At 68.5% G+C, this 17,660-nt stretch carries 18 protein-coding genes; 8 read left to right on the top strand and 10 right to left on the bottom strand.

The window, feature by feature from the left end:
* Positions 1-258: 258 nt before the first annotated feature.
* A complete protein-coding gene (locus ABZ896_RS10100; RefSeq protein ID WP_360924870.1) occupies positions 259-975 on the bottom strand; it encodes a hypothetical protein in 717 nt (238 codons plus the stop codon).
* Positions 976-1,480: 505 nt separating this feature from the next.
* On the opposite strand from ABZ896_RS10100, the gene ABZ896_RS10095 reads away from it, so the two are divergent.
* Entirely contained in the window at positions 1,481-2,821 is a 1,341-nt protein-coding gene (locus ABZ896_RS10095) for a hypothetical protein (RefSeq protein WP_360924867.1), read from the top strand.
* Between the two features lie 40 nt (positions 2,822-2,861).
* Here the strand turns inward: ABZ896_RS10095 and ABZ896_RS10090 are convergent, their stop codons facing one another.
* Both ABZ896_RS10090 and ABZ896_RS10085 read right to left on the bottom strand, forming a co-directional pair.
* Positions 2,862-3,788: a restriction endonuclease gene (locus ABZ896_RS10090; protein WP_360924864.1), complete on the bottom strand. Its 927-nt coding sequence runs from the start codon at positions 3,786-3,788 to the stop codon at positions 2,862-2,864.
* Positions 3,789-3,824: 36 nt separating this feature from the next.
* Entirely contained in the window at positions 3,825-4,346 is a 522-nt protein-coding gene (locus ABZ896_RS10085) for an NUDIX hydrolase (RefSeq protein ID WP_360924861.1), read from the bottom strand.
* Positions 4,347-4,556: 210 nt separating this feature from the next.
* Between ABZ896_RS10085 and amcB the strand changes: the two genes are divergently transcribed.
* The 4 genes from amcB to ABZ896_RS10065 all read left to right on the top strand — a co-directional run bounded on the left by amcB (position 4,557) and on the right by ABZ896_RS10065 (position 7,434).
* The gene (gene amcB, locus ABZ896_RS10080) at positions 4,557-5,714 is read left to right on the top strand and encodes a cyclophane-forming radical SAM peptide maturase AmcB (protein WP_360924858.1); all 1,158 of its coding nucleotides are present in this window, start codon (positions 4,557-4,559) and stop codon (positions 5,712-5,714) included.
* The gene (amcA, locus tag ABZ896_RS10075) at positions 5,711-5,902 is read left to right on the top strand and encodes a multiple cyclophane-containing RiPP AmcA (protein ID WP_360924855.1); all 192 of its coding nucleotides are present in this window, start codon (positions 5,711-5,713) and stop codon (positions 5,900-5,902) included. Before amcB ends, amcA begins: the two co-directional genes overlap by 4 nt.
* A 73-nt stretch (positions 5,903-5,975) precedes the next feature.
* A complete protein-coding gene (locus ABZ896_RS10070) occupies positions 5,976-6,662 on the top strand; it encodes a pentapeptide repeat-containing protein (protein WP_360924853.1) in 687 nt (228 codons plus the stop codon).
* 31 nt (positions 6,663-6,693) lie between these two features.
* Positions 6,694-7,434, top strand: coding sequence for a hypothetical protein (locus ABZ896_RS10065; RefSeq protein WP_360924851.1), 741 nt, complete (start codon positions 6,694-6,696; stop codon positions 7,432-7,434).
* A 53-nt stretch (positions 7,435-7,487) separates the two neighbouring features.
* Here ABZ896_RS10065 and ABZ896_RS10060 read toward each other — a convergent pair whose 3' ends face one another.
* On the bottom strand, positions 7,488-8,591 hold the full coding sequence (locus tag ABZ896_RS10060; protein ID WP_360924848.1) for a zinc-ribbon domain-containing protein: 1,104 nt from the start codon (positions 8,589-8,591) through the stop codon (positions 7,488-7,490).
* A gap of 372 nt (positions 8,592-8,963) precedes the next feature.
* On the opposite strand from ABZ896_RS10060, the gene ABZ896_RS10055 reads away from it, so the two are divergent.
* Entirely contained in the window at positions 8,964-9,725 is a 762-nt protein-coding gene (locus ABZ896_RS10055; RefSeq protein WP_360924845.1) for a hypothetical protein, read from the top strand.
* A 62-nt stretch (positions 9,726-9,787) separates the two neighbouring features.
* Here the strand turns inward: ABZ896_RS10055 and ABZ896_RS10050 are convergent, their stop codons facing one another.
* From ABZ896_RS10050 to ABZ896_RS10040, 3 genes are all read right to left on the bottom strand, one after another.
* The gene (locus ABZ896_RS10050; protein WP_360924842.1) at positions 9,788-10,183 is read right to left on the bottom strand and encodes a hypothetical protein; all 396 of its coding nucleotides are present in this window, start codon (positions 10,181-10,183) and stop codon (positions 9,788-9,790) included.
* Positions 10,184-10,370: 187 nt separating this feature from the next.
* On the bottom strand, positions 10,371-10,871 hold the full coding sequence (locus ABZ896_RS10045; protein WP_360924839.1) for a hypothetical protein: 501 nt from the start codon (positions 10,869-10,871) through the stop codon (positions 10,371-10,373).
* Positions 10,872-10,980: 109 nt separating this feature from the next.
* Positions 10,981-12,579 carry a hypothetical protein gene (locus ABZ896_RS10040; RefSeq protein WP_360924836.1) on the bottom strand — a complete coding sequence of 533 codons (1,599 nt, stop codon included), beginning with the start codon at positions 12,577-12,579 and terminating at the stop codon, positions 10,981-10,983.
* A 442-nt stretch (positions 12,580-13,021) separates the two neighbouring features.
* On the opposite strand from ABZ896_RS10040, the gene ABZ896_RS10035 reads away from it, so the two are divergent.
* Entirely contained in the window at positions 13,022-13,897 is an 876-nt protein-coding gene (locus ABZ896_RS10035; RefSeq protein ID WP_360924833.1) for a 6-carboxytetrahydropterin synthase, read from the top strand.
* Positions 13,898-14,126: 229 nt separating this feature from the next.
* Here the strand turns inward: ABZ896_RS10035 and ABZ896_RS10030 are convergent, their stop codons facing one another.
* Positions 14,127-14,987 (bottom strand): PhzF family phenazine biosynthesis protein, encoded by an 861-nt coding sequence (locus tag ABZ896_RS10030; RefSeq protein WP_360924829.1) that lies wholly within the window; start codon positions 14,985-14,987, stop codon positions 14,127-14,129.
* Positions 14,988-15,101: 114 nt separating this feature from the next.
* On the opposite strand from ABZ896_RS10030, the gene ABZ896_RS10025 reads away from it, so the two are divergent.
* Positions 15,102-15,902 (top strand): GntR family transcriptional regulator, encoded by an 801-nt coding sequence (locus ABZ896_RS10025; RefSeq protein ID WP_360924827.1) that lies wholly within the window; start codon positions 15,102-15,104, stop codon positions 15,900-15,902.
* Between the two features lie 315 nt (positions 15,903-16,217).
* Here the strand turns inward: ABZ896_RS10025 and ABZ896_RS10020 are convergent, their stop codons facing one another.
* Both ABZ896_RS10020 and ABZ896_RS10015 read right to left on the bottom strand, forming a co-directional pair.
* A complete protein-coding gene (locus tag ABZ896_RS10020) occupies positions 16,218-16,676 on the bottom strand; it encodes a DUF6082 family protein (protein WP_360924824.1) in 459 nt (152 codons plus the stop codon).
* Between the two features lie 109 nt (positions 16,677-16,785).
* Entirely contained in the window at positions 16,786-17,595 is an 810-nt protein-coding gene (locus ABZ896_RS10015; protein ID WP_360924821.1) for a tetratricopeptide repeat protein, read from the bottom strand.
* Between the last annotated feature and the right edge of the window lie 65 nt (positions 17,596-17,660).

Genomic DNA, 17,660 nt, shown 5'->3' with positions numbered 1-17,660 from the left:
TCGCCTCGATCGCATCCGGCCACTGGCTGCACCGTCCGCGGTTCGCAGGCTGCGGCCAACCGCTTCGCCAACGACCACGGCGCCGTCGACCGGCCCTCCCCAGCCGACGGCACGCCGGCTCAGGTCATCATCGGTCAACGCACCAGCTGCCAGAGAATAGGGGAGCTAGGCAGCAGAATTCGGCGGCCGTACTCCTGCTGGTGGCGGGCCCACTGCGCTGGGCCGCTGCCCGGCATCGTCTCCCGCCCCGCGCCGTGTTCAGGGGCGAGCAGCCGGAGGCGGCGCTGGTGGCGCCTCCTCCGGCGCGGGACGGCAGGCCCGCTCCAGCGTCCGCACCCACTCGGGAATCCCCTCGCCCATGGTGCTCAGCGACCCCTCTTGCCGGGGCTCGATGACCCGGCCGCTCTCGTCGGCGTGCAGAGTCACCGCGTCCGCGTAACCGGACCACCACGCCGGCGCGGGCCACGTCGTATACCGGTACTCGAAGGAGACCGACTCCACACGCAGCAACTGGGCGTCGGGGGCGGCCCAGTCGGTCAGGACGTTCCCGCCGTGCCAACGGGCGTAGGGCTGGTGGCCGTCGACGAAGCGCACCGTGACGTTTCTGACGGTCTCCACCGTGCGGGCTCCGTCGGGCCCCATCCACAACTCACCCCAGGACGCCTCGACCTCGGCGACCTCGACAGCGTCGTTGTCCAGGGGGTACCGGCCGTAGCGACGGTCATCCTCGGGGCGGTAGGTGACCTCGTACCGCTCGCGGGCCGGGAAGGAGTCCTGCGACCGGACTGCCTTGCGCGGGCCTTGCACGTGCACCGCCGCGAGGTGAGGCACGCGGTTGACCCAGGTGGCGTAGACCCACCGGCCCAGCTGCCAAGAGCCGCAGTTTTCCGCCAGGGAGTCGTCCAGCCTGTTGAGGTACTGGTGGGCCAGCTCGGCCTCGACCCAGGCGTCGAACTCGGCCAGGGCAGTGTGCACCGTGACCGATTCGTCCTCGGTGAGGCGTTCGTCACTGCTCGCAGAAGCTCGAAATCTGCCGACAGTGCTCCCTGCGGCATCGCCACCTCCTTCACGAGGCCATGAACCTCACGGCACCGCAGCAGGGTGGCACAGGAGCAGCGCCCGCACCCGGAGTGACGTGATCATTGCGGCCGGACCTATAAGGCTCCTGAGACACCCGGGCAGAAGGGGGGCGGTCAGGCAGACATGCCGGGGACGTCGTCCTCGTTCACCGCGGTGTCGGGCAGCAAGCCTCGTAGGGTTCACCCGACTACCAGGTGGCCGGATTGGATCTCGAACTGGCTTCCCTGCACGGCGAGTTGGGTACGGACTCGTTGGACGGTCCGGTTTGTTGACGTGGAGGGACAGTATGAAGGCGGCGCGTGCGGGGTTTTCGTCGTTTGAGGCGAGAGCCGGGCAGGCCGCCCGTACCTTGCTGCGGAACCAGGGGTATGACGGAGGTTGGGGGCTCACGCTCACCTCGGTGTCGTCGATCGTCAACACCAGTGAGGTGCTGCCCGTCCTGACAGCTGCTGGTGTCGCCGGCCAGCCCGTGCGTGACGCGATGGGCTTTCTCACCACGGCGATCGCGGACCACTGCCGGCCGCGTCCCAAGGGTGGGCGAGGCGAGCACACCCGGTTCGTCGCCTTCGGACTGGCCGGCTTGTTGTCGCAGCCGCGGTTCTTCCACCATGACGGTGTCGCCGAGACCGTCGCCTGGTGTGTGGGCTGGCTCGAAGACCATCAGGTCGATCACGGGTGGCCGGAGGTGCTCGGCCTTGACGACACGTCGCTGCACCAGACTGCGCTCGTCGTCCACGCCCTCGCACAGCTGAGGGACACCCTGCACGAGCTGGGGCCGGGGCTGCGGCTCGCTGACGGGATCGACACCAGCAGTCTCCTGGAGCGGGTCCAACCGCTGATCAGCCATGGGGTGCACGGCCTGCTCTATCACCGTCGCCCCAGTGGATCGTGGGGCTGGCGTACCTACGTCGACACCGATCCGAGCCCGAGCAAGACCGCGCTGTGCCTGCTGGCGTTCTGCGCCGTCGTGGAAGGCAATGGCCCGTCCGGCGAGCCCGCGTACGAGGACGTTCCCCGGGAGACCGGCGGGGTCCACGGGCAGGTACAGGCGAAGCGGCTGTCGGAGGCCGTCACGGAGGCCGGGCAGTGGCTGCTGCGCAACCACCCCCGCTGGGAGACTTTTGTCGAGGACGACAAGGACGTGCAGGGCACCGCCTGGGAGCACATGGCGTACGCACTGTGCACCCAGGCCGCCATCCGCTCCGGCGCCAGCCCGCGGGACGCGCGGCTGTCCAAGGCATGGCGGCTGATGAATGACCTGTGGGACGCCGAGGCCGGGATGTGGAACGAGCCCGGAGCCCCAGGCAAGCGGGCCACCATCCGCGCGGCGTACTACACCGTCTCGGCCTACCGGGAAGCCCAACGGAGCCTCGTTCGTCTCGGTCTGCGCGACGACGAGCCTGCCGCCGACGGAGTGAGCGGCGAGGTTCGGATCACCAGCACGGTCTTCGCCCCCGACCGTACGCTCCTGCTGTCCGCGCCGGACCGTGATGCGGCGGTCGAGTGTGTGCTGTCGGAGCGGCTGTTCGATCTGGTGAAAACCGTCCACGCCGGTCCGGGCGAGGGACTGTCGACCGAAACGATCGCCAGCGCCTTGTTCGTCGCCCCGTCCTCGGTACCCAAATACATCCAGCGCCTCAATCAGGCCGTGTCCTCGGCGTTCGGCGGCGTGCCGGTGCGGCTGCTGATCGCCAGCACCGTGGAGGGCGCCAGCGGCTATCGCCTGGCCAGTGAGGATTAGGCGACGTGACCGACCGGCACCGGCCCCGGAGCCCGGGGCACTAGGACGTAAGGAACTTGATCAGCAGCGCGAATTGCTCATCCTGTGCCGCCTGGTCATCGATATCGATCGCCATGGCAAGTAGGTGAGCTTCCTTCATGCGGAGTCGCTTCGCTTCGTCCAACGAAGGCACACCGAGCCACTTCTCGATCCGCGGGTCGATGACCATGATCTCGTGGTCACAACCTTCAAGCTGTTCGGCGTTGGGGATGGTTGTCCGTACTCCGTCGGAGTCGGCGATGATGAGAATGGTTCCTGAGGCCGTCTGCGCCGCCGTTGCCGCGACCGGGGCGAGGCCGCCCACCCCCCTGCCGACGAGAACGTTCAGGTCACGCACACTCTTGCCTCTGCGGCGCAGCGCCTCCGCGATTCCCTTGATGATGAGTTCGTCCCTTGGACCCTCAACCACGATGGTCAACGGTGGCTTCGCCCTTGTCACCGGCGGAGCGACAGCAGCTCGGTAAGGGACGAACACGTTCCCTTGCTCCGCAGCCTCCCGCAGCTTGAACTTGAGCACGTCAGCGAAACCGACGCCGGCGGCGTACTCGATGTCGTTCTTGTCGAACAGGACGACGTTCATGTCCTTGCCGACGCGCAGTGCGTCGACGGCATCATCGCTGTAGCCGGCCATGGAGATGAACACGCCGATAGTGCCGACGAGTTTGCCGTCGACCTTCCCCTTGAACTGGTAGATCGCGGAAGCAGGCACCCCGTCCGCCCACCATTTGGCCTCCAGAAGGTAGTAGCGGCCCTGGAACAGGAAGGAGCCGTCTACCTCTTCACCGCTCGGACGAAACGATGCGCGAGGGGCCAGATTGTCCCGGGACAGGAGTTCGGTCAGCCACTTCTCGAACTTGCGGCCGCGGGTCTGGGCATTGATGCCACCAGCCAGAGCCTCAAGGTCGGCAAGCTCCTGACGTAGGTCCACGCGATCGGTCCTCGGACTCGAAGTTGGGTGGGGCGTTTACTGCGCGGCGCGCTCGGAGGCGATGGGATAGTTGAGCAGAGCGAAGCGGGCCAGCGAGCGGACCTGCTCGAAGGTCCGCAATTCGGCGAGTGCGTCCAAGGCGAACCAGTCGGCTCCGTGGACTTCCTTGAGCTGCGCCTCCACCGCCTTGCCCTGGGCGCTGGCCTGGCGGCGTACGAAGTAGAACTGGGCCAGGGCCGGGACAGCGAAGCCTTCGCGCTCGATATCCGCATAGAACGGCACAGGTTCCGGGGTGGCATTGTCGTCGGCAGGGTGGATGGCAGGCTGGCTGGAGATCGCCTCGACCAGCAGCCCGGTCTCTTCCTTGAACTCGCGGACCGCGGTGTCGGCGAAGGACTCGCCGGGCTCGATGTGACCGCCGGGCGGCACCCACTTGTCGAAGCGGTTGTGGTGGACGAGCAGCACCTTGCCGCCCTCGACCAGGTAGCCCGAGCAGATGTACACCAGGCCCATGTCACGGGAGGTCTGGCCGTCATGGATCAGAATCGAGCGAGGCACGCCCGTCACGATAGCCCACCCGCAGACAGGCGAACTTCACTGCCGCTCAGCCGAGTTGGCTGACATGTCATCGCCGCCCGGATGACACGTCATCGCGGATGACATCGCGATGTCATCGGGTACACGCCATCCACCGGCGGATGGTGGACACGGCCCGCCCTGGTCCTGCCGGGACGGGCCGTGTCCCCGTCGCCGAGGGAGAGGACCTCGATGCGCGCCCGCACCGCCGACTGGCGTTCCCGCTACAAGGAGTGGTTCACCGCCCCGCAGACCGTCGTGGTCCAGCCCACGACCTGGTGCAACCTCGACTGCGACTACTGCTACCTGCCGCTGCGCAAGCTGCGGCGGTCCATGCCCCTGGAGGTCGCCGCGGCCCTGGCCTCCTCGGTCGCCCGGCTCGCCGAACACGGCGGTCCGGTCGGTGTCGTCTGGCACGGCGGGGAGCCCCTGGCCACCGGCCGGCAGCAGTTCACCACCCTGCTCGCGCTCTTCGAGGACCTGCGCCGTGCAGAGCGGGTCCAGCACTACGTGCAGACCAACGCCACGCTGATCACCGGCAGGTGGTGCGAGCTGCTGGCCGCGTACGACGTCCGGGTGGGCGTGAGCATCGACGGACCACCCTCGGCGAACACCCACCGCGTCGACCTGAAGGGCCAACCCGCCTTCGACCGGATCACGCGCGGTATCCAGCGCCTGCGCGAGCACGGCGTCCCGTTCTCCGTGATCTGCGTCGTCGGCACCGACACCATCGCGCGGCCCGAGGAACTGCTGGACTTCCTGTCCGGCTTGGGCTGCCACGAGGCCGGCTTCAACATCGAGGAGATCGAAGGCGTCAACACGGTCCGTCAACCGCCCACCATCGAGCAGGCCGAGGAATTCTGGCGCCGCACCATCACCTGGACCCGCCGCCCCGGCAACCGGCTGCGGGTACGCGAGATCGACCGCCTGTCCGAGTACCTGCGCCTCATCCGCAGCGGGCGGCGTGCCGACTGGGACCAGCGCCGCCTCGACCCCATCCCCACCGTGTCCGTCAACGGCGACGTGGTCCTGCTCTCGCCCGAACTCGCCGACACCACCGCACCGGCCTACGGCAACTTCCTCGCCGGGAACATCCTGCACAGGCCCCTGCCCGAACTCCTCGGCCAGGCCCACCGGTTGCGCTACGTGCGCGACTTCCTCACCGGCCTGGAGGGCTGCCGGGACGCGTGCGCGTTCTTCGACTACTGCCGCGGCGCCCAAGCCGCCAACCGCTACTTCGAGAACGGCAGCCTGGCCACCACCCAGACCCACTACTGCCAGGTCTCCCGGCAGGCCCTGATCACCGCCCTGTCCACCCTCGCCACACAGGAAACGGAGCCAGCCGCATGACACTCCTGGACCAACTGGCCACCTCCGACGCGCCCGTCGTGATGGACTTGATCACTACCCCGGATCTCTCGCTGCCCGTCACCGTGGGAGCGTCCTGGGACAACCGGCCCACCTGGGACAACTGGCAGAAGACCCCGTCCCCCTTCGACAACCGACCGACCTGGGACAACTGGAGCAAGAAGAGCTGACCCGGCGGTGCGGGCGGCACACCGTCGCCGCCCGCGCCACCGGCAGCCGCCCCCGCGCGATGGAAGGCACCTGATGAGCACCCGCACGATCCGCCGTACGAGCGTCACCCTCCCCACCCTGGACGAGCCCGGCCTGTACCTCTCCAACGTCACCTCGCTCGAAGGCGGCCGGGGCCGACTCAGCGAGTTCCAGCACGCCGACGCCGACCTGCGCGCCCTCGACCTGGCCGACACCCACCTCCTGGACGGCCGTGTCACCGGCCTGCGCACCCAGCGCGCCCGGCTGGACGAAGTCCGGGTGAACTCTGTGGAGTTCACCGGCTGCGACCTGTCCTCCCTGCACTGGTCGGCCAGCAAACTCAACCGCGTCGTCTTCCGCGACTGCAAACTTCTGGGCGCCACGCTGGAGGACGTCACCCTCGACGACGTCCTCTTCGACAACTGCAAGCTCGACTACAGCACCCTCATCCGCGTCCGCGCCGCCGGACCCGTGATCTTCTCCGCATGCTCCCTGCGGGAAACGACGCTCACCGCGACCGACCTCGCCGACTGCCTGCTCGACGACTGCGATCTGCGCCAGACCGAATTCGCGGGCGGCACCTATCGCGGCCTGGACCTACGGGGCAACGACCTGTCCCGGCTGACCGGCGTCACCTCGCTCAAAGGCGTGATCATCGACCGGGCACAGACGCTGCAGCTGGCCGAGGCGCTCGCCACCCAGCTGGAGGTCACCTACGGCGAAGACCTCGACCACCAGTAGCCGCACACCCCTCCCTCCGGAAGGCACGGCCATGGGACCACGACTGCTCTTCGGGACCGTCAGCGACCTCCGCCGGCGATGCGACATCGCCTCCGTCCGGCTCACCCGCAGCGAGCCGGGCTACGACCCCGGCGCCCTCATCCCCTGCGACGACTGGGAGCCCCTCACCACCACCGAGGCGGACAGCCTGCGCCCCGACGACACAACCCCCGGCCAGACGCTGATCGAACTCGTCCACCGGCCGCTCCCGGACCTCGATCCCGACAACCTCACCGGCCGCCTCGAAGCCGCCGCCACCCTTGATCCCCTCAACGGCGGCTGGCCCACGACCCTCCTGGGATGCACCGCGAGCCCCGGCAACTGGACCACCACCACCGAAGACTCCGCCATCGGCCACCGTATCGGCCTCCACGTCGACAACTTCGACCGGCTCCCGTACCCCAAGCGCCCCTACAGCCGACGACGGCTGTGCCTCAACCTGGGCCCCGGCACCCGCTACCTGCTCATCGGCGACCGCGACGTGCAGCACATCTGCCGCACCCTCTACCGCGACCTGGACCACCACTACCCCCACACCGCTGATGTCCGCCGCTACGTCGCCGCCGGCCACCGCCTTCGCTGCCTGCGCCTACGCCTCGACCCGGGCGACGGCTACATAGCCCCCACCGAGCTGCTGGTGCACGACGGATCCACCCTGAACTCGGCCGAGCCATCCGTCGCCGCCTTCTGGCTCGGACGGCAACCCGAAGCCCACGAGGCTTCGTTGCCCTGACCACCCGCGTCCAGCCGTACGCCGACCCCCGAGCGCGGGGAAGGCCAGGCAGATCAAGGTTGGTCGATCAACAGGTCGACGGCCGATGCCAGGGCGCGGAGACCGCCCACTTGCTGCTGAACGGTCATGAGCGCGGCGTCCAGCGGTAGACCCCACACGAGGTGCTGGGCCAACGCCACATCTGCGGCGACGTCCCCGCGGTGCACCTCCCGCACCATCTGCGTCAGCAACACGGCCACGGGACGCCTCCCGGCACCGCTCCCGTCAGCCGACGCGGTCTCGTGAGTGTCGTCGAAGAGACCGAGCTGGGTGGCGTCCGGGGCGCCTGGCTCCGCCAAGGTCTCGCAGCCGGGCAACCCGGTGAGCCGGACGATCGTCTCGTACACCGCTTCGGCGATCTCCTCGGCCGGCTGGTCTGCGGTGCAGACGATGTCGTTGGGGGTCAGCGTGGGCAGCGGCAGTTCCCGGATACGGATGACATGGTGGCCCGAGGCGGCCAGGTCGGCTGCCTTGTCCAGGTCACGCTGGGCGGCGTCCCGATGCCAGTAGGCGCCGTCGTACTCCACCGCGACGGGAGACGGTCCCGGCAGCAGCATGTCGACCCTCCACGACCGTTGACGTCGCTTGCTTCCCTCCGGAGCGGTGCGGCGGACTGCGGTACCCGGGCTGACGAGGGCGGGCAGCCGCCGGCGCAGGGCCGTGAAGATCTCCTGTTCCCGCCGCGAGACCCCTTTCCTCCCACACCGAGGACACCCCGTGCCCGCGACGTGACGGTTGTTGATCGAGGTCTTCCACCGGTGACTGTCGTCGCGCAGGCACCGCCACCACACGCTCTCCACGTCCGTGAGCCGGCCGGTCACAGCCACCCCCGGCGCGTTCTCCTCATGCTCGCCGTCGTATTCGGCCAGCAGATCGGGACGCAGGTAGGCCAGCGACCGGCTCCCCAGCCCGGTCCACCCCGCTTCGGCCAGCATCGTCATCCAGCCCTGACGGAACTTCCCCAGGCGCCGCCGCTGGGCCTGCCGCCACAGAAGGTAGCTGCCGTCCACCGGAAGCTCACGCATCCCTTCCTGCACAAACACCTCGGCCAGAGCCTTCTCCTGACCGTGCAGCCACTCCATCGCCGCGCGGCGCTCCGGATCATCCTGATGCAGCACGTCGCTGGCATTTCGGGGGGACGGGAGGAGCCCTCCGGGCCCCGGTGCGGGTCCATCGCTCATGCCCCGGGGTATACCAGCCACCACCGACATCGGTTCAAAAGAGGCTCGACGATCCGCGATCACGGCCGCCCTGGCGACGCATCTGCCGAAGGCGCGCAACCCCACACGAGGAAACCTGCAAGGCCGTCCCTGGGCAATCCGTGAAGGGCTGCGGTCGCGACATCGTCCGGAGCCCGAGGCAGCGACCGAGAGCCAGGGGCACGGCCGTTGGGACTCGCGAGATTGCCGCCTGCTGCTCCACCTCTGCCCCGACGGGGGAACGAGCCCGTTTCCTGCCATAGCACCCCTGGCCGCAAGTACAGTTGCGGCATGGCTTCCGATGACCCGACCGAGATGGTCTGGGAAAAAATGCTGGTTGGGCGCCCACAGGGAACGCATCTATCGCGATCCCGAACTTCCGGCGGATTCAGCCCTCTTGTGCGTGGCGACGACTCGAATGAACTCGAAACACAGGTCACGCTACTCCCGGCCGGGGATGAAGACGAGCACGAGGTATCGGAAACCGTACTCAAGGTGGCCATTGGCGTAGCGGCGGGCGTTGCCGGGACCCTCGTGATCATCAAGGCTGCGGCGCGCGCGAAGAGCCGGTTGAAGGACCTCAGGTCGAAACGGAGCAAGGCTTCCGAAAGGAACGAGGCCGACGGCCAGGCCCCTGCCGCTGAGATGGTCACCCTGAACAGTGCTGCTTCTTCGGCCTTTTCCAGCGAAGTTGATGCCGTGCTCGAAGAGCACAGAACGAGCATGAGCAGCGCGGAAGCCCACAGACGCCTACTCGCGCTACTGATGGCTGCGGCGTTCATCGCCGATCAAATGCGGGTGCTGAAAAATGCGCGCATCGAAGGTGAAGACGCCTCCCTGGAGTTGGAGAGCGCACTAGGGAAACTCGCGGCACCGCATATCACGGACGGCATTAACCGGATGCTTGAAGGAGACTCTTCCCTGCTCGACGAAGAGGCATCAGCCGAGTTCATGAAGATCTTCGGCGGAGGACGGATTTCTGACGGGCGCTACGTGCCGCTGCGAAACGAAAATGTCAGAGAGGCGCTACGCCTGACTGACGGTGAGGTGTAGCTGTCCGCCCGGGCCGGTTCCGGCCAGCGACGTCATCCTCATCCGGTTCGAACACATGTGGATCACGCAGGGGGCGCAGGGTATGAGCGGCCCGTGAGCGCTGCGAAGAGGGCGGCTCCTTCGGCGTCGGGATGGCGGACGATCTTCCACCGCGGGTCGTAACCCGCGTCCTTCTCCCAGCCCAGAGCGAGCATGGCCAGGCGATTCCACTGGCGGAACCGAGCCTGCACGGTCTCGGGAAACTGGTCGGCTCGGCCGTACGCCTCACGAACCCGCTTCGCCCGGCTGTTCAGGGCAATGCGCAGCCCCAGAGCGGCCTTCCAGGTGTCGGTCTCTGTCCGATGCGCGGAAAGGACTCCGCTCACCTTGCTGTCGATGAAACCGATGAGCGCCTCGACATCGGCGAGCGTCAGGTCGGCTGCCGTCAGTCGTGCGGCGGGCGCAGTGGTGGGGGGCAAGGGGAGGTCCTGTTCTCCGGCGGAGTCAAGCGTTCAACGTGGCGATACGTCCGAGTTTGCCGCATCGGGCCGGGAGAATATCCGATCCGAGTCGGCGTGCCCGTAGCCTTGTGGCCGAGACGCCCCGACCGCTGCCCTGGCCGATAGCCTGCGGCCGGCGCCACCGTCCTCCTGACTGTGTCCGTGCTCAGCCGAGAGGACCGGGGACGTCCAGCCCGCTGGCGGGGGCGAGAACCGAAGAACGTTGCAGGGCGCTGCGGGCGGCGTTGAGGAACGCATTCCTCGCGTCCTCCACCTCGTGAGGCAAGCACCCATGGTCGGTGGTTGCGAGCGAGGCCAGGCGCTGCGCGGCGTCGGCGACTTCGTCGGGACCGACCAGCCTGAGGATGTCGAGCGCCGCGCCCACGGCCCGTTGGTGCGCCAAGGGCGATGCGCTGCCCGGCGCGGCATGACGGAATGCGGCCTCGACGCAAACGAGGAACTCGACATACGCCGAGCGTTCGACGTCCCGCTCTCGTTCCTGACGAGGAGTATCAGCGATCGCTGCCAAGGCCAGAGCAACGGCGGTCAGGGGCTGCTCCTCTTTCTCGGCGGCAGGCCGACCGGTTGGCCGGGCGAACCCGTAGGTCACCAGACCGCCGGCCACCGCCGACCCAACGGCGACAATCACCATCTGCCAAAAAGTCACGGAACAATTCTGCCCCGGCTATGCGATGCGACGCACCGTATCCGCCTGATCGAGCATGCAGCCGCCGACCCCGATCGCCCCCGGAGACGGCCACCGGCTCCTCTCCGTCTCACAGGAGGAACGTGAAGGAATGCCTGTGACTCAGCCCTTTTCGCACGATGTAATCCAGCTCCGGACAGGCGCAGATCTCCCGCCAGCGCCGGGCGACAGGATCATCGGGCGCGCTCAGGTCGTGCCCGAGCGCCTGGAGCCGCTGCTGCCATCGCCGCTCCACGGCGTGCGGGTGGTCCTTCGCATGGCGCCAGGCGGCCACTAGATCCTGTTTGTCGATCTGTTCGGGGTGAATGCCCTGCTCGCGGGAAAGGACATAGAGGACCACGGCAAGTGCCGCACAGCCCTCGGATTCTTCGCCGTCGAGGACCTGTTCACCCGCCAGACGGCGGGAGGCCAGGGGCACCGTGTGCGCCAACGCCTCTTGCCACTGCTGGGGCCCGCCCTCGGTTTGCCATCCTCGTACCCGGTCCATCACCAGCTGCCGAGTGTGTGCCCACCGGGCGCTCTGCTCCCGGAGCGTGATGGCCATCTCCCGGATATCGGCCACCAGGCCCCGGCCGGCGTCGCTGCCCCGGGCTCCCGGCATCTCCAGGGCGATCCCCGCGCGCACGAGCGGCACCGCCACGAACCCGATGTTCGCGCCTCCAGGGGGGCTTGCGCGCAGTGAGCGGGCCCACCGCAGCAGAGCCTGCGTGGGGTCGGCTGCGTCGGGATCGAGCTTCTCGGCAACGAGGACCTCATCCGAGCTGGGGCCGATGTAGTGCTGGTTGGCGCGCGCCCGCGCCTGGTTGTGCCGGAGGGCCGCGACCCTAACCTGGGCGAGGCGGACCTCGTACAGGGGGTCCGCCTCGCGCAGGATGAGCCGCTTGAACAGCTGACGTCCCTTGCTGCCGTCGGGCAAGGAGTTGTCGGGGGTGGCCAGGGTACTGCCGCAGCGGCAGTACAGGGTCAGCGGGTCGCCCCAGCGGCCTTCGGCTTCAAAGGCTGTGTGACTTCCGCAGGCAGGGCATTTCAAGCTGTCCAGGTTGACGTGGCGGAACTCGTCGGCCTCTCCCGGCACCGGGCCGGGTTCCCACGCCGGTGCGGCCGACCACCTCTCCAGCAGGATGCGCCCTGTGGTGAACTGCCACCGGTGGTCGCGGGGCTTGCCGGCGGGCGCGTCGTCGACCGGTTCCTCCACACGGTGGTCTGCCAGGGTCAGGACCTCGGTCGTACGGTCGAGCAGGCGCACCGATCGGACGGGCCCCCACGGGAAGATGTCGCTGCCACGATGGGCAAGCTCGCATGTGTCGGGAGAGGCGAGGCAATGCGGGCAGTCCAAGGCGTGGGCTTCCAGGACCGACACGGCGGCCTCCCCCAACACGGACAAAGGGCTGAGCCCTGCGTCGCTCCCGGCCACGAGGTCGGCGTCCTTGTCCAGCAGCCTGACAAGCCGACTGTGATCACCAAAGCCGAGGCTGGCGGCATAGCCGTCGAAGGACGGGCCGCTGTAGGCAAGGTGCGCGGGAAACGCGCGCACCACAGCGGCAGTCCGCTCCCCGTCCCGCAGGATGTCCACGGCTGCCGGATAGCGCAGGCCATCGAGGGTCTCGGCCGTCAGGCCGGCGTCGCGGGCCAGACGGTCAAGGACCATGCCGAGCACCAGCGTGGCCATGCCCATACCCCTCTCCCGCAACCGGGAAGGCGCCCGTGACGTCGAATCAGCCCAGCGGGAGAAGACTGCCTTCGCGGGATCAGGCCACGCACCGATCCACCACCGCGTCATTCCCTCCGCCACGGCTACACACCGCACCCTCAGAGCAAACTCATGAGCATCGGCATCTCCTGCCATTCCCTAGCCCCCTTCGCCCGCGCGTCTCGCTCGCCCACAGACCGGCCGCACCCAACGCCCGCCGCCGCCCCTGCGGAAACACCGCGCTTCCCGAGGAGTAGTCGGCTCGGCGGCCGAAGTCCGCAGGTGATCAACATGACGGCACGCTCATCATCTACGGTCTACCCAAGGGGTGTCCACGAAGTGCTCCGCCCTGACCCCAACGCGGCATTGTTGACGGCTCGTTGGGGCGGCGCCGGTTGAAGTCCCAGGGGAGAAGCCACAGATGATGACGTTGACCCACGAAGGTCCCGAGTTCACCGCGGTCCACAGCCAGCAGCTCCTGCCGTCCTGGCACGGATGTCACCACCCCCACGAACATCAGTGGGCGGTACGGCTGGAGGTCGTGGCGAACGACAACCTCGCCGAGGACGAATCGATCGCCGCGCACATCGCGTTCGCCGAGTTCGACAGCTGGGTCGACGAACAGCTGGTCCACCACTACCTGAACGACCTGAGTGACTCCCTGACGGGAAACTGCGGTCCCTGGGATCTGGGCCGGTGGATCTTCGCTACCTGGGTCGATCGGGTACCGCACCTTGCTGCAGTGCATGTGCAGGGCCCGCAGAGGAGGGTTCGCTCGGATGGCGCCTTCCCGGCCATCGAGCGATACGACTTCACGTACCGCCCCGAAGACGACCCTCGCTACGGTCGGTACGTGCTGCACAATGACGCCATCCAGGTCGCCGAGGTCGAGGAGTCCTGGGGAGAGTTGTGGATGGGGCCCGAGGGAGCCCGCACGGTGGAGACGGTCAGGAACGTCACGGTGTGCTTCGCCGACGGCCACCACCCCTATGTCCGCCGGTACGGCGGGAACGTCCTGTCCGACTGGGCCGCCCCCGACGCCCAGCTGCTGCGCGTGGAGTCGGTCTCCTTCCAATACCAGTACACGACGTTGCCCGCGCCGGCGTGGTGGTCGAGTTACACCCGTGCGCAGACTCTGGACGCCGACGAGACGGGCCAGGTCATCGAGCCCCGTCGCGAGCAGTCACTGGCCACCATGGGCGAGGGCACTCCTGAGTGGGTGAAGGCACTGGAGCGGGCCCACCGCCCGGCGCCGGACGAGGTGCCGCCGCCCCCGCCCGTGACCGCTCGATCCTGAACACGGAGGGTATCGCCGAGCGCGATCTCGGGCGTGGCGCGGTTGCCGGGCCACGCCCGACCGCGCAGCCCGAGACCAACAGGGCCTCGGCAGCACGACGGACTGAAGATCTGCTCCCTCACCACCAGGAAGACCCGAGCATGCCCCAGCTCCGCTTAGGCCGAGCGACCTGCCCGCGCCGCCCCTCACGGGACATCGCGGAGTGCATCCACGGCATCGCGATCTGCAGCTAGTGCAGAGTTCCCGAGCCGATGAGGCAGACTCCGCCCGCGACTTTGATCGCGCGGATCTCCCTGGCGTCGGCATCGGCAGTGGCGTGCAGAACGGAAGGTCTGCCCACGGATTCGCCCTGGCTGAGGATGAGTTCGGTTCCGGACGCGAGGAGGCCGTGGCGTACGAGTTGCGCGGCGAGCGGTCCGGCTGCGGAGCCGCACGCCGGGTCCTCGGGCATTCCCCGGTCGAAGGCGGAAAACATGCGGGTCAGGGCCGTGGTCGGTCCGGTGAGGGCGAACACGTTGATGCGGGGCCGGCCGGGGCCGCCGGCTCGGCCGAGGGCCGGGAAGTCGGGCTCGATATTCCGGACCGCGTCGGCGCTGTCGGCCATCACGTACAGGTGGGGGATGCCGGCGTCGTAGAGCGTGATGGGCAGTGCGCTGCGCGCGAGCCCGAGGACGGCAAGGATCTGGGCGGCCTGCTCGTCGGGTACGGGCTCGATCCGGGGAATGGGCTGGCTCATGGAGGCGGTGTAGCGTCCCGCGCCGTGGCGGGTCACGGTGACGGGGATGGGGCCGACGTTCGTCTCGATGTGCAGCGTCGCCGCGTCCCGTCCCTGGCGGTGAGCCAGGACGGCGGCCGTGCCGAGGAGGGGGTGGCCGGCGAAGTGGATCTCGGTGACGGTGGAGAACATCCGCACCCTGGCATCGCCCCCGTCGGTGGGAGCGGTGAGGAAAACGGTCTCGGACAGGTTCAGCTCCCTCGCGATCGCCTGCATGTGCCGGTCATCGGGCAGACGGCCGTCGTCGGTGAAGACCGCCAACTGGTTTCCTTCCAGGGGTTGTTGGGCGAAGACGTCAGCGAGGTCATAGCGCACATGCGGCTCCGGGATCGTGGTCGAGGGGGGGCGGGAAAGCTGGTGAACTAGCTTGTCGTGCGTGGATTACGGTGGCTGTTCCCAGCGGCTCTTGGTGAAAGGAACAGGGTGGCGGTGAGCGGTCCTTCCGACAGCGACAGCGGCTTCCCGTATGAGCGTGTCGCTCTGGCGATCAGGGAGCGCGTCGCGGCGGGTGTCTGGCCGCCGGGGCACCGGCTGCCCTCACGGCAGGCTCTCGCGCACGAACTGCTGGGTGGCACGGGCGGGGAGAACGCGGTCCGGCGGGCCCAGGAGGTTCTGATCGAGGCCGGCGTGCTGGAGGCCCGCAAGGGCTCGGGAACCTATGTTCGTACGCCCCGGCGCCGACACGTGCTGACAGCGCCCTTCTACGGACTCCTCCCGGCCGGGTTCGACGGAACGTGGCAGGCGCAGAGCGCGCCGCGGGTGCCCGCGCCGCACTCCATCGCCGAACGGCTGGGCATCGAGCCGGGTGCGCTGTGCGTGCGCACGGAATACACCGTTCACGCTGTGGCCGAGGGGCCGCTGTTGGCGGTGACGAGTTGGGAGCCGATGGAGTTGACCGGGAGCAGTCTCATCGTCCTGCCCGGACACGGCCCCTTCGCCAGCGGTACCGTCGCCGAGCGGATGACGCAGGTAGACGTCAGGGTGACGGCCGTGAAGGAGACCCTCGTGCCGGTTCTTCTCGACCGTGCCCAGGCACAGCGGGTGTCCTCCCCAGCGGGCTCGATGGCGACCGTGATCACCCGCACCCTCACGGCATCCGACGGCCGAGCTGTCGAGACAGCCGACATGCTCGTGCCCGCACTCCACTGGGAACTCTCCTATCAGCACCCCATAGCACCCGCCCCGCCACCCGCCCTGGAGGTACCGCGGACCGGCGGCGAACCGCGTTGAGGAAACGCGACGAGGTCAACTCCTCTGTTGGGCGGGCATCCTTGCCGATGCCCGCCTTCAATTACCCGTGCGGGTGCCGCGAATAGACGAGTGCTCCATCGCGCGAAATTCCGGAGCTGAAACCGGCGCATGCCAGGAGCCTCTGCTGTCCGGTCGTGTCGGCGGCAGTCGGACGCGTCACCGAGACCACCTTGATCGCTTGCGGACACGACCTGCGCCGGCCCCAAGTGCACCGCCGTGGAAGGAGCAGCCATCGGTGGTTCTCCCCTCCAGCCGGGAGCGGAGAACCACCGATGACGTCAGGACGTACGGTGCTCAGCCGGCGACGGGGGTTCCGTAGCGGTTGTAGGCGTCCTCGAAGGCCGTGTGAAAGGTGCGCTGTGCTGCCTGTTCGGCGACCCTGGCGCGGACCGTACGAGCACGCTCCCAGTACTGGCGTGCCTGGGGTGTCGAGAGGAACGACTCGGCCGCCACCCGGAGATGCACGGGCGTCAGCGCGCCGGTCTCCCACTCCAACTCCAGCACGATGATCCGTGCGTTCAGGAATAGGTGGGCCCGGATCTCGCCGTCGCTGAGACCCTCCAGCCGCTCGGTCATCCACAGCCGGGCCAGCTCCGGGTCCGCGATTCCCTGGCGCAGGAGGTCGAGGTGGCTCTGGAGGGCTTGCTGCCGTAGCCCGTCCCGAGTCCGGGTACGCTGCTGGGCCACCGAGACGGCCCACAGCGCGATCGCCGCAGCGATCAGCACAGCATGCACGGCGAGCAGCACGATCACGCTTCCTCCAGGGTTTGTTCGGCGTCCGCCGCCTGATCGTCCCCGGTGATCGAGAGGGTGACAAGGCCACCCCGGCACCCCCGGGCGGCGGTCTGCCGCAGGGCGGTGTTCACGCGGCGATGGTGCTGCGGGTGGCGCGGATGCCGGCGGTGTACGGGTGGTCGCCGCCCAGCACGCGACTGCTCGTCTCCGCCACGTCGTCGATCAGCGCCCGGGCCTGATCGGTCTGCCCGGCGGTGTGCAGGACCAGGGCGAGGTCTGCACGGGCGCGCAGGGTATGCGGGTGCTCGGCGCCCTGCCGTTCTTCCCGCAAGGCGATCAGGGCGTGGGCCTCGGACTCGGCTTCGTCGGTCTGGTTCAGGGCCCAAAGGGTCTCTATCAGGAGGTGGCGGGCGGCCCAGGCGTCGCGGTGACCATCACCGTGTACGGCGACGATGTCCCGTGCGGTGGCGCGGATCACCTCCTCGGACTCGTGCGGGGCCGTGTGGTACTGGACCCAGGCCAGGGTGAGGCGGCAGGTCAGGGAGGCCGAGTGCTCGGTGCCCAGGACGGTGGTGGCGCGCTCGACGGCGGCGCGGGCCAGTTGTCCCGCCTCCGTCCAGCGGTCCTGCTCGCCCAGATTGTCGGCGAGCCGGGCCGTCGTGGTCAGTGTGTCGGGATGGTCCAGGCCCAGGAGCTGCTGCTGTCCGTGCAGGACGTGCCGGAGCTGGGTTTCGCCGGCCGGGTAGTCGGCGAGACCGTACAGCGCGAGCGCATACTGCACACGCGCGGCGAGGGCATCGGCGTCCTCGGTGCCCGAGGCCGGGGACACCTCCGGGAGGAGCTGCTCGTACAGGCGGGCCGAGGCGGCGAAGTCGCCGGTCTTCAGGGCACGTTCGGCCTGCTGGCGCAGATTGTCGTCCAGCGCGGACGCGTTCATGGCGAATCCTTTCGGTGAGACCGAGGCATGCTCATGCCATGGTCTACGGAGGGTGGTGTCTGCGG

The organism is Streptomyces sp. NPDC047072, from assembly GCF_040643855.1.
In the GTDB taxonomy this organism is placed as follows: Bacteria; Actinomycetota; Actinomycetes; order Streptomycetales; family Streptomycetaceae; genus Streptomyces.
This window is presented reverse-complemented; position numbering and strand designations above follow the sequence as displayed.

Coding starts and splice junctions, on each gene's coding strand:
- ABZ896_RS10015 (WP_360924821.1), bottom strand. CDS start 17,595: ATGAACGCGTCCGCGCTGGACGACAATCTGCGCCAGCAGGCCGAACGT.
- ABZ896_RS10065 (WP_360924851.1), top strand. CDS start 6,694: ATGGGACCACGACTGCTCTTCGGGACCGTCAGCGACCTCCGCCGGCGA.
- amcA (WP_360924855.1), top strand. CDS start 5,711: ATGACACTCCTGGACCAACTGGCCACCTCCGACGCGCCCGTCGTGATG.
- ABZ896_RS10055 (WP_360924845.1), top strand. CDS start 8,964: ATGGCTTCCGATGACCCGACCGAGATGGTCTGGGAAAAAATGCTGGTT.
- amcB (WP_360924858.1), top strand. CDS start 4,557: ATGCGCGCCCGCACCGCCGACTGGCGTTCCCGCTACAAGGAGTGGTTC.
- ABZ896_RS10040 (WP_360924836.1), bottom strand. CDS start 12,579: ATGGCCACGCTGGTGCTCGGCATGGTCCTTGACCGTCTGGCCCGCGAC.
- ABZ896_RS10070 (WP_360924853.1), top strand. CDS start 5,976: ATGAGCACCCGCACGATCCGCCGTACGAGCGTCACCCTCCCCACCCTG.
- ABZ896_RS10035 (WP_360924833.1), top strand. CDS start 13,022: ATGATGACGTTGACCCACGAAGGTCCCGAGTTCACCGCGGTCCACAGC.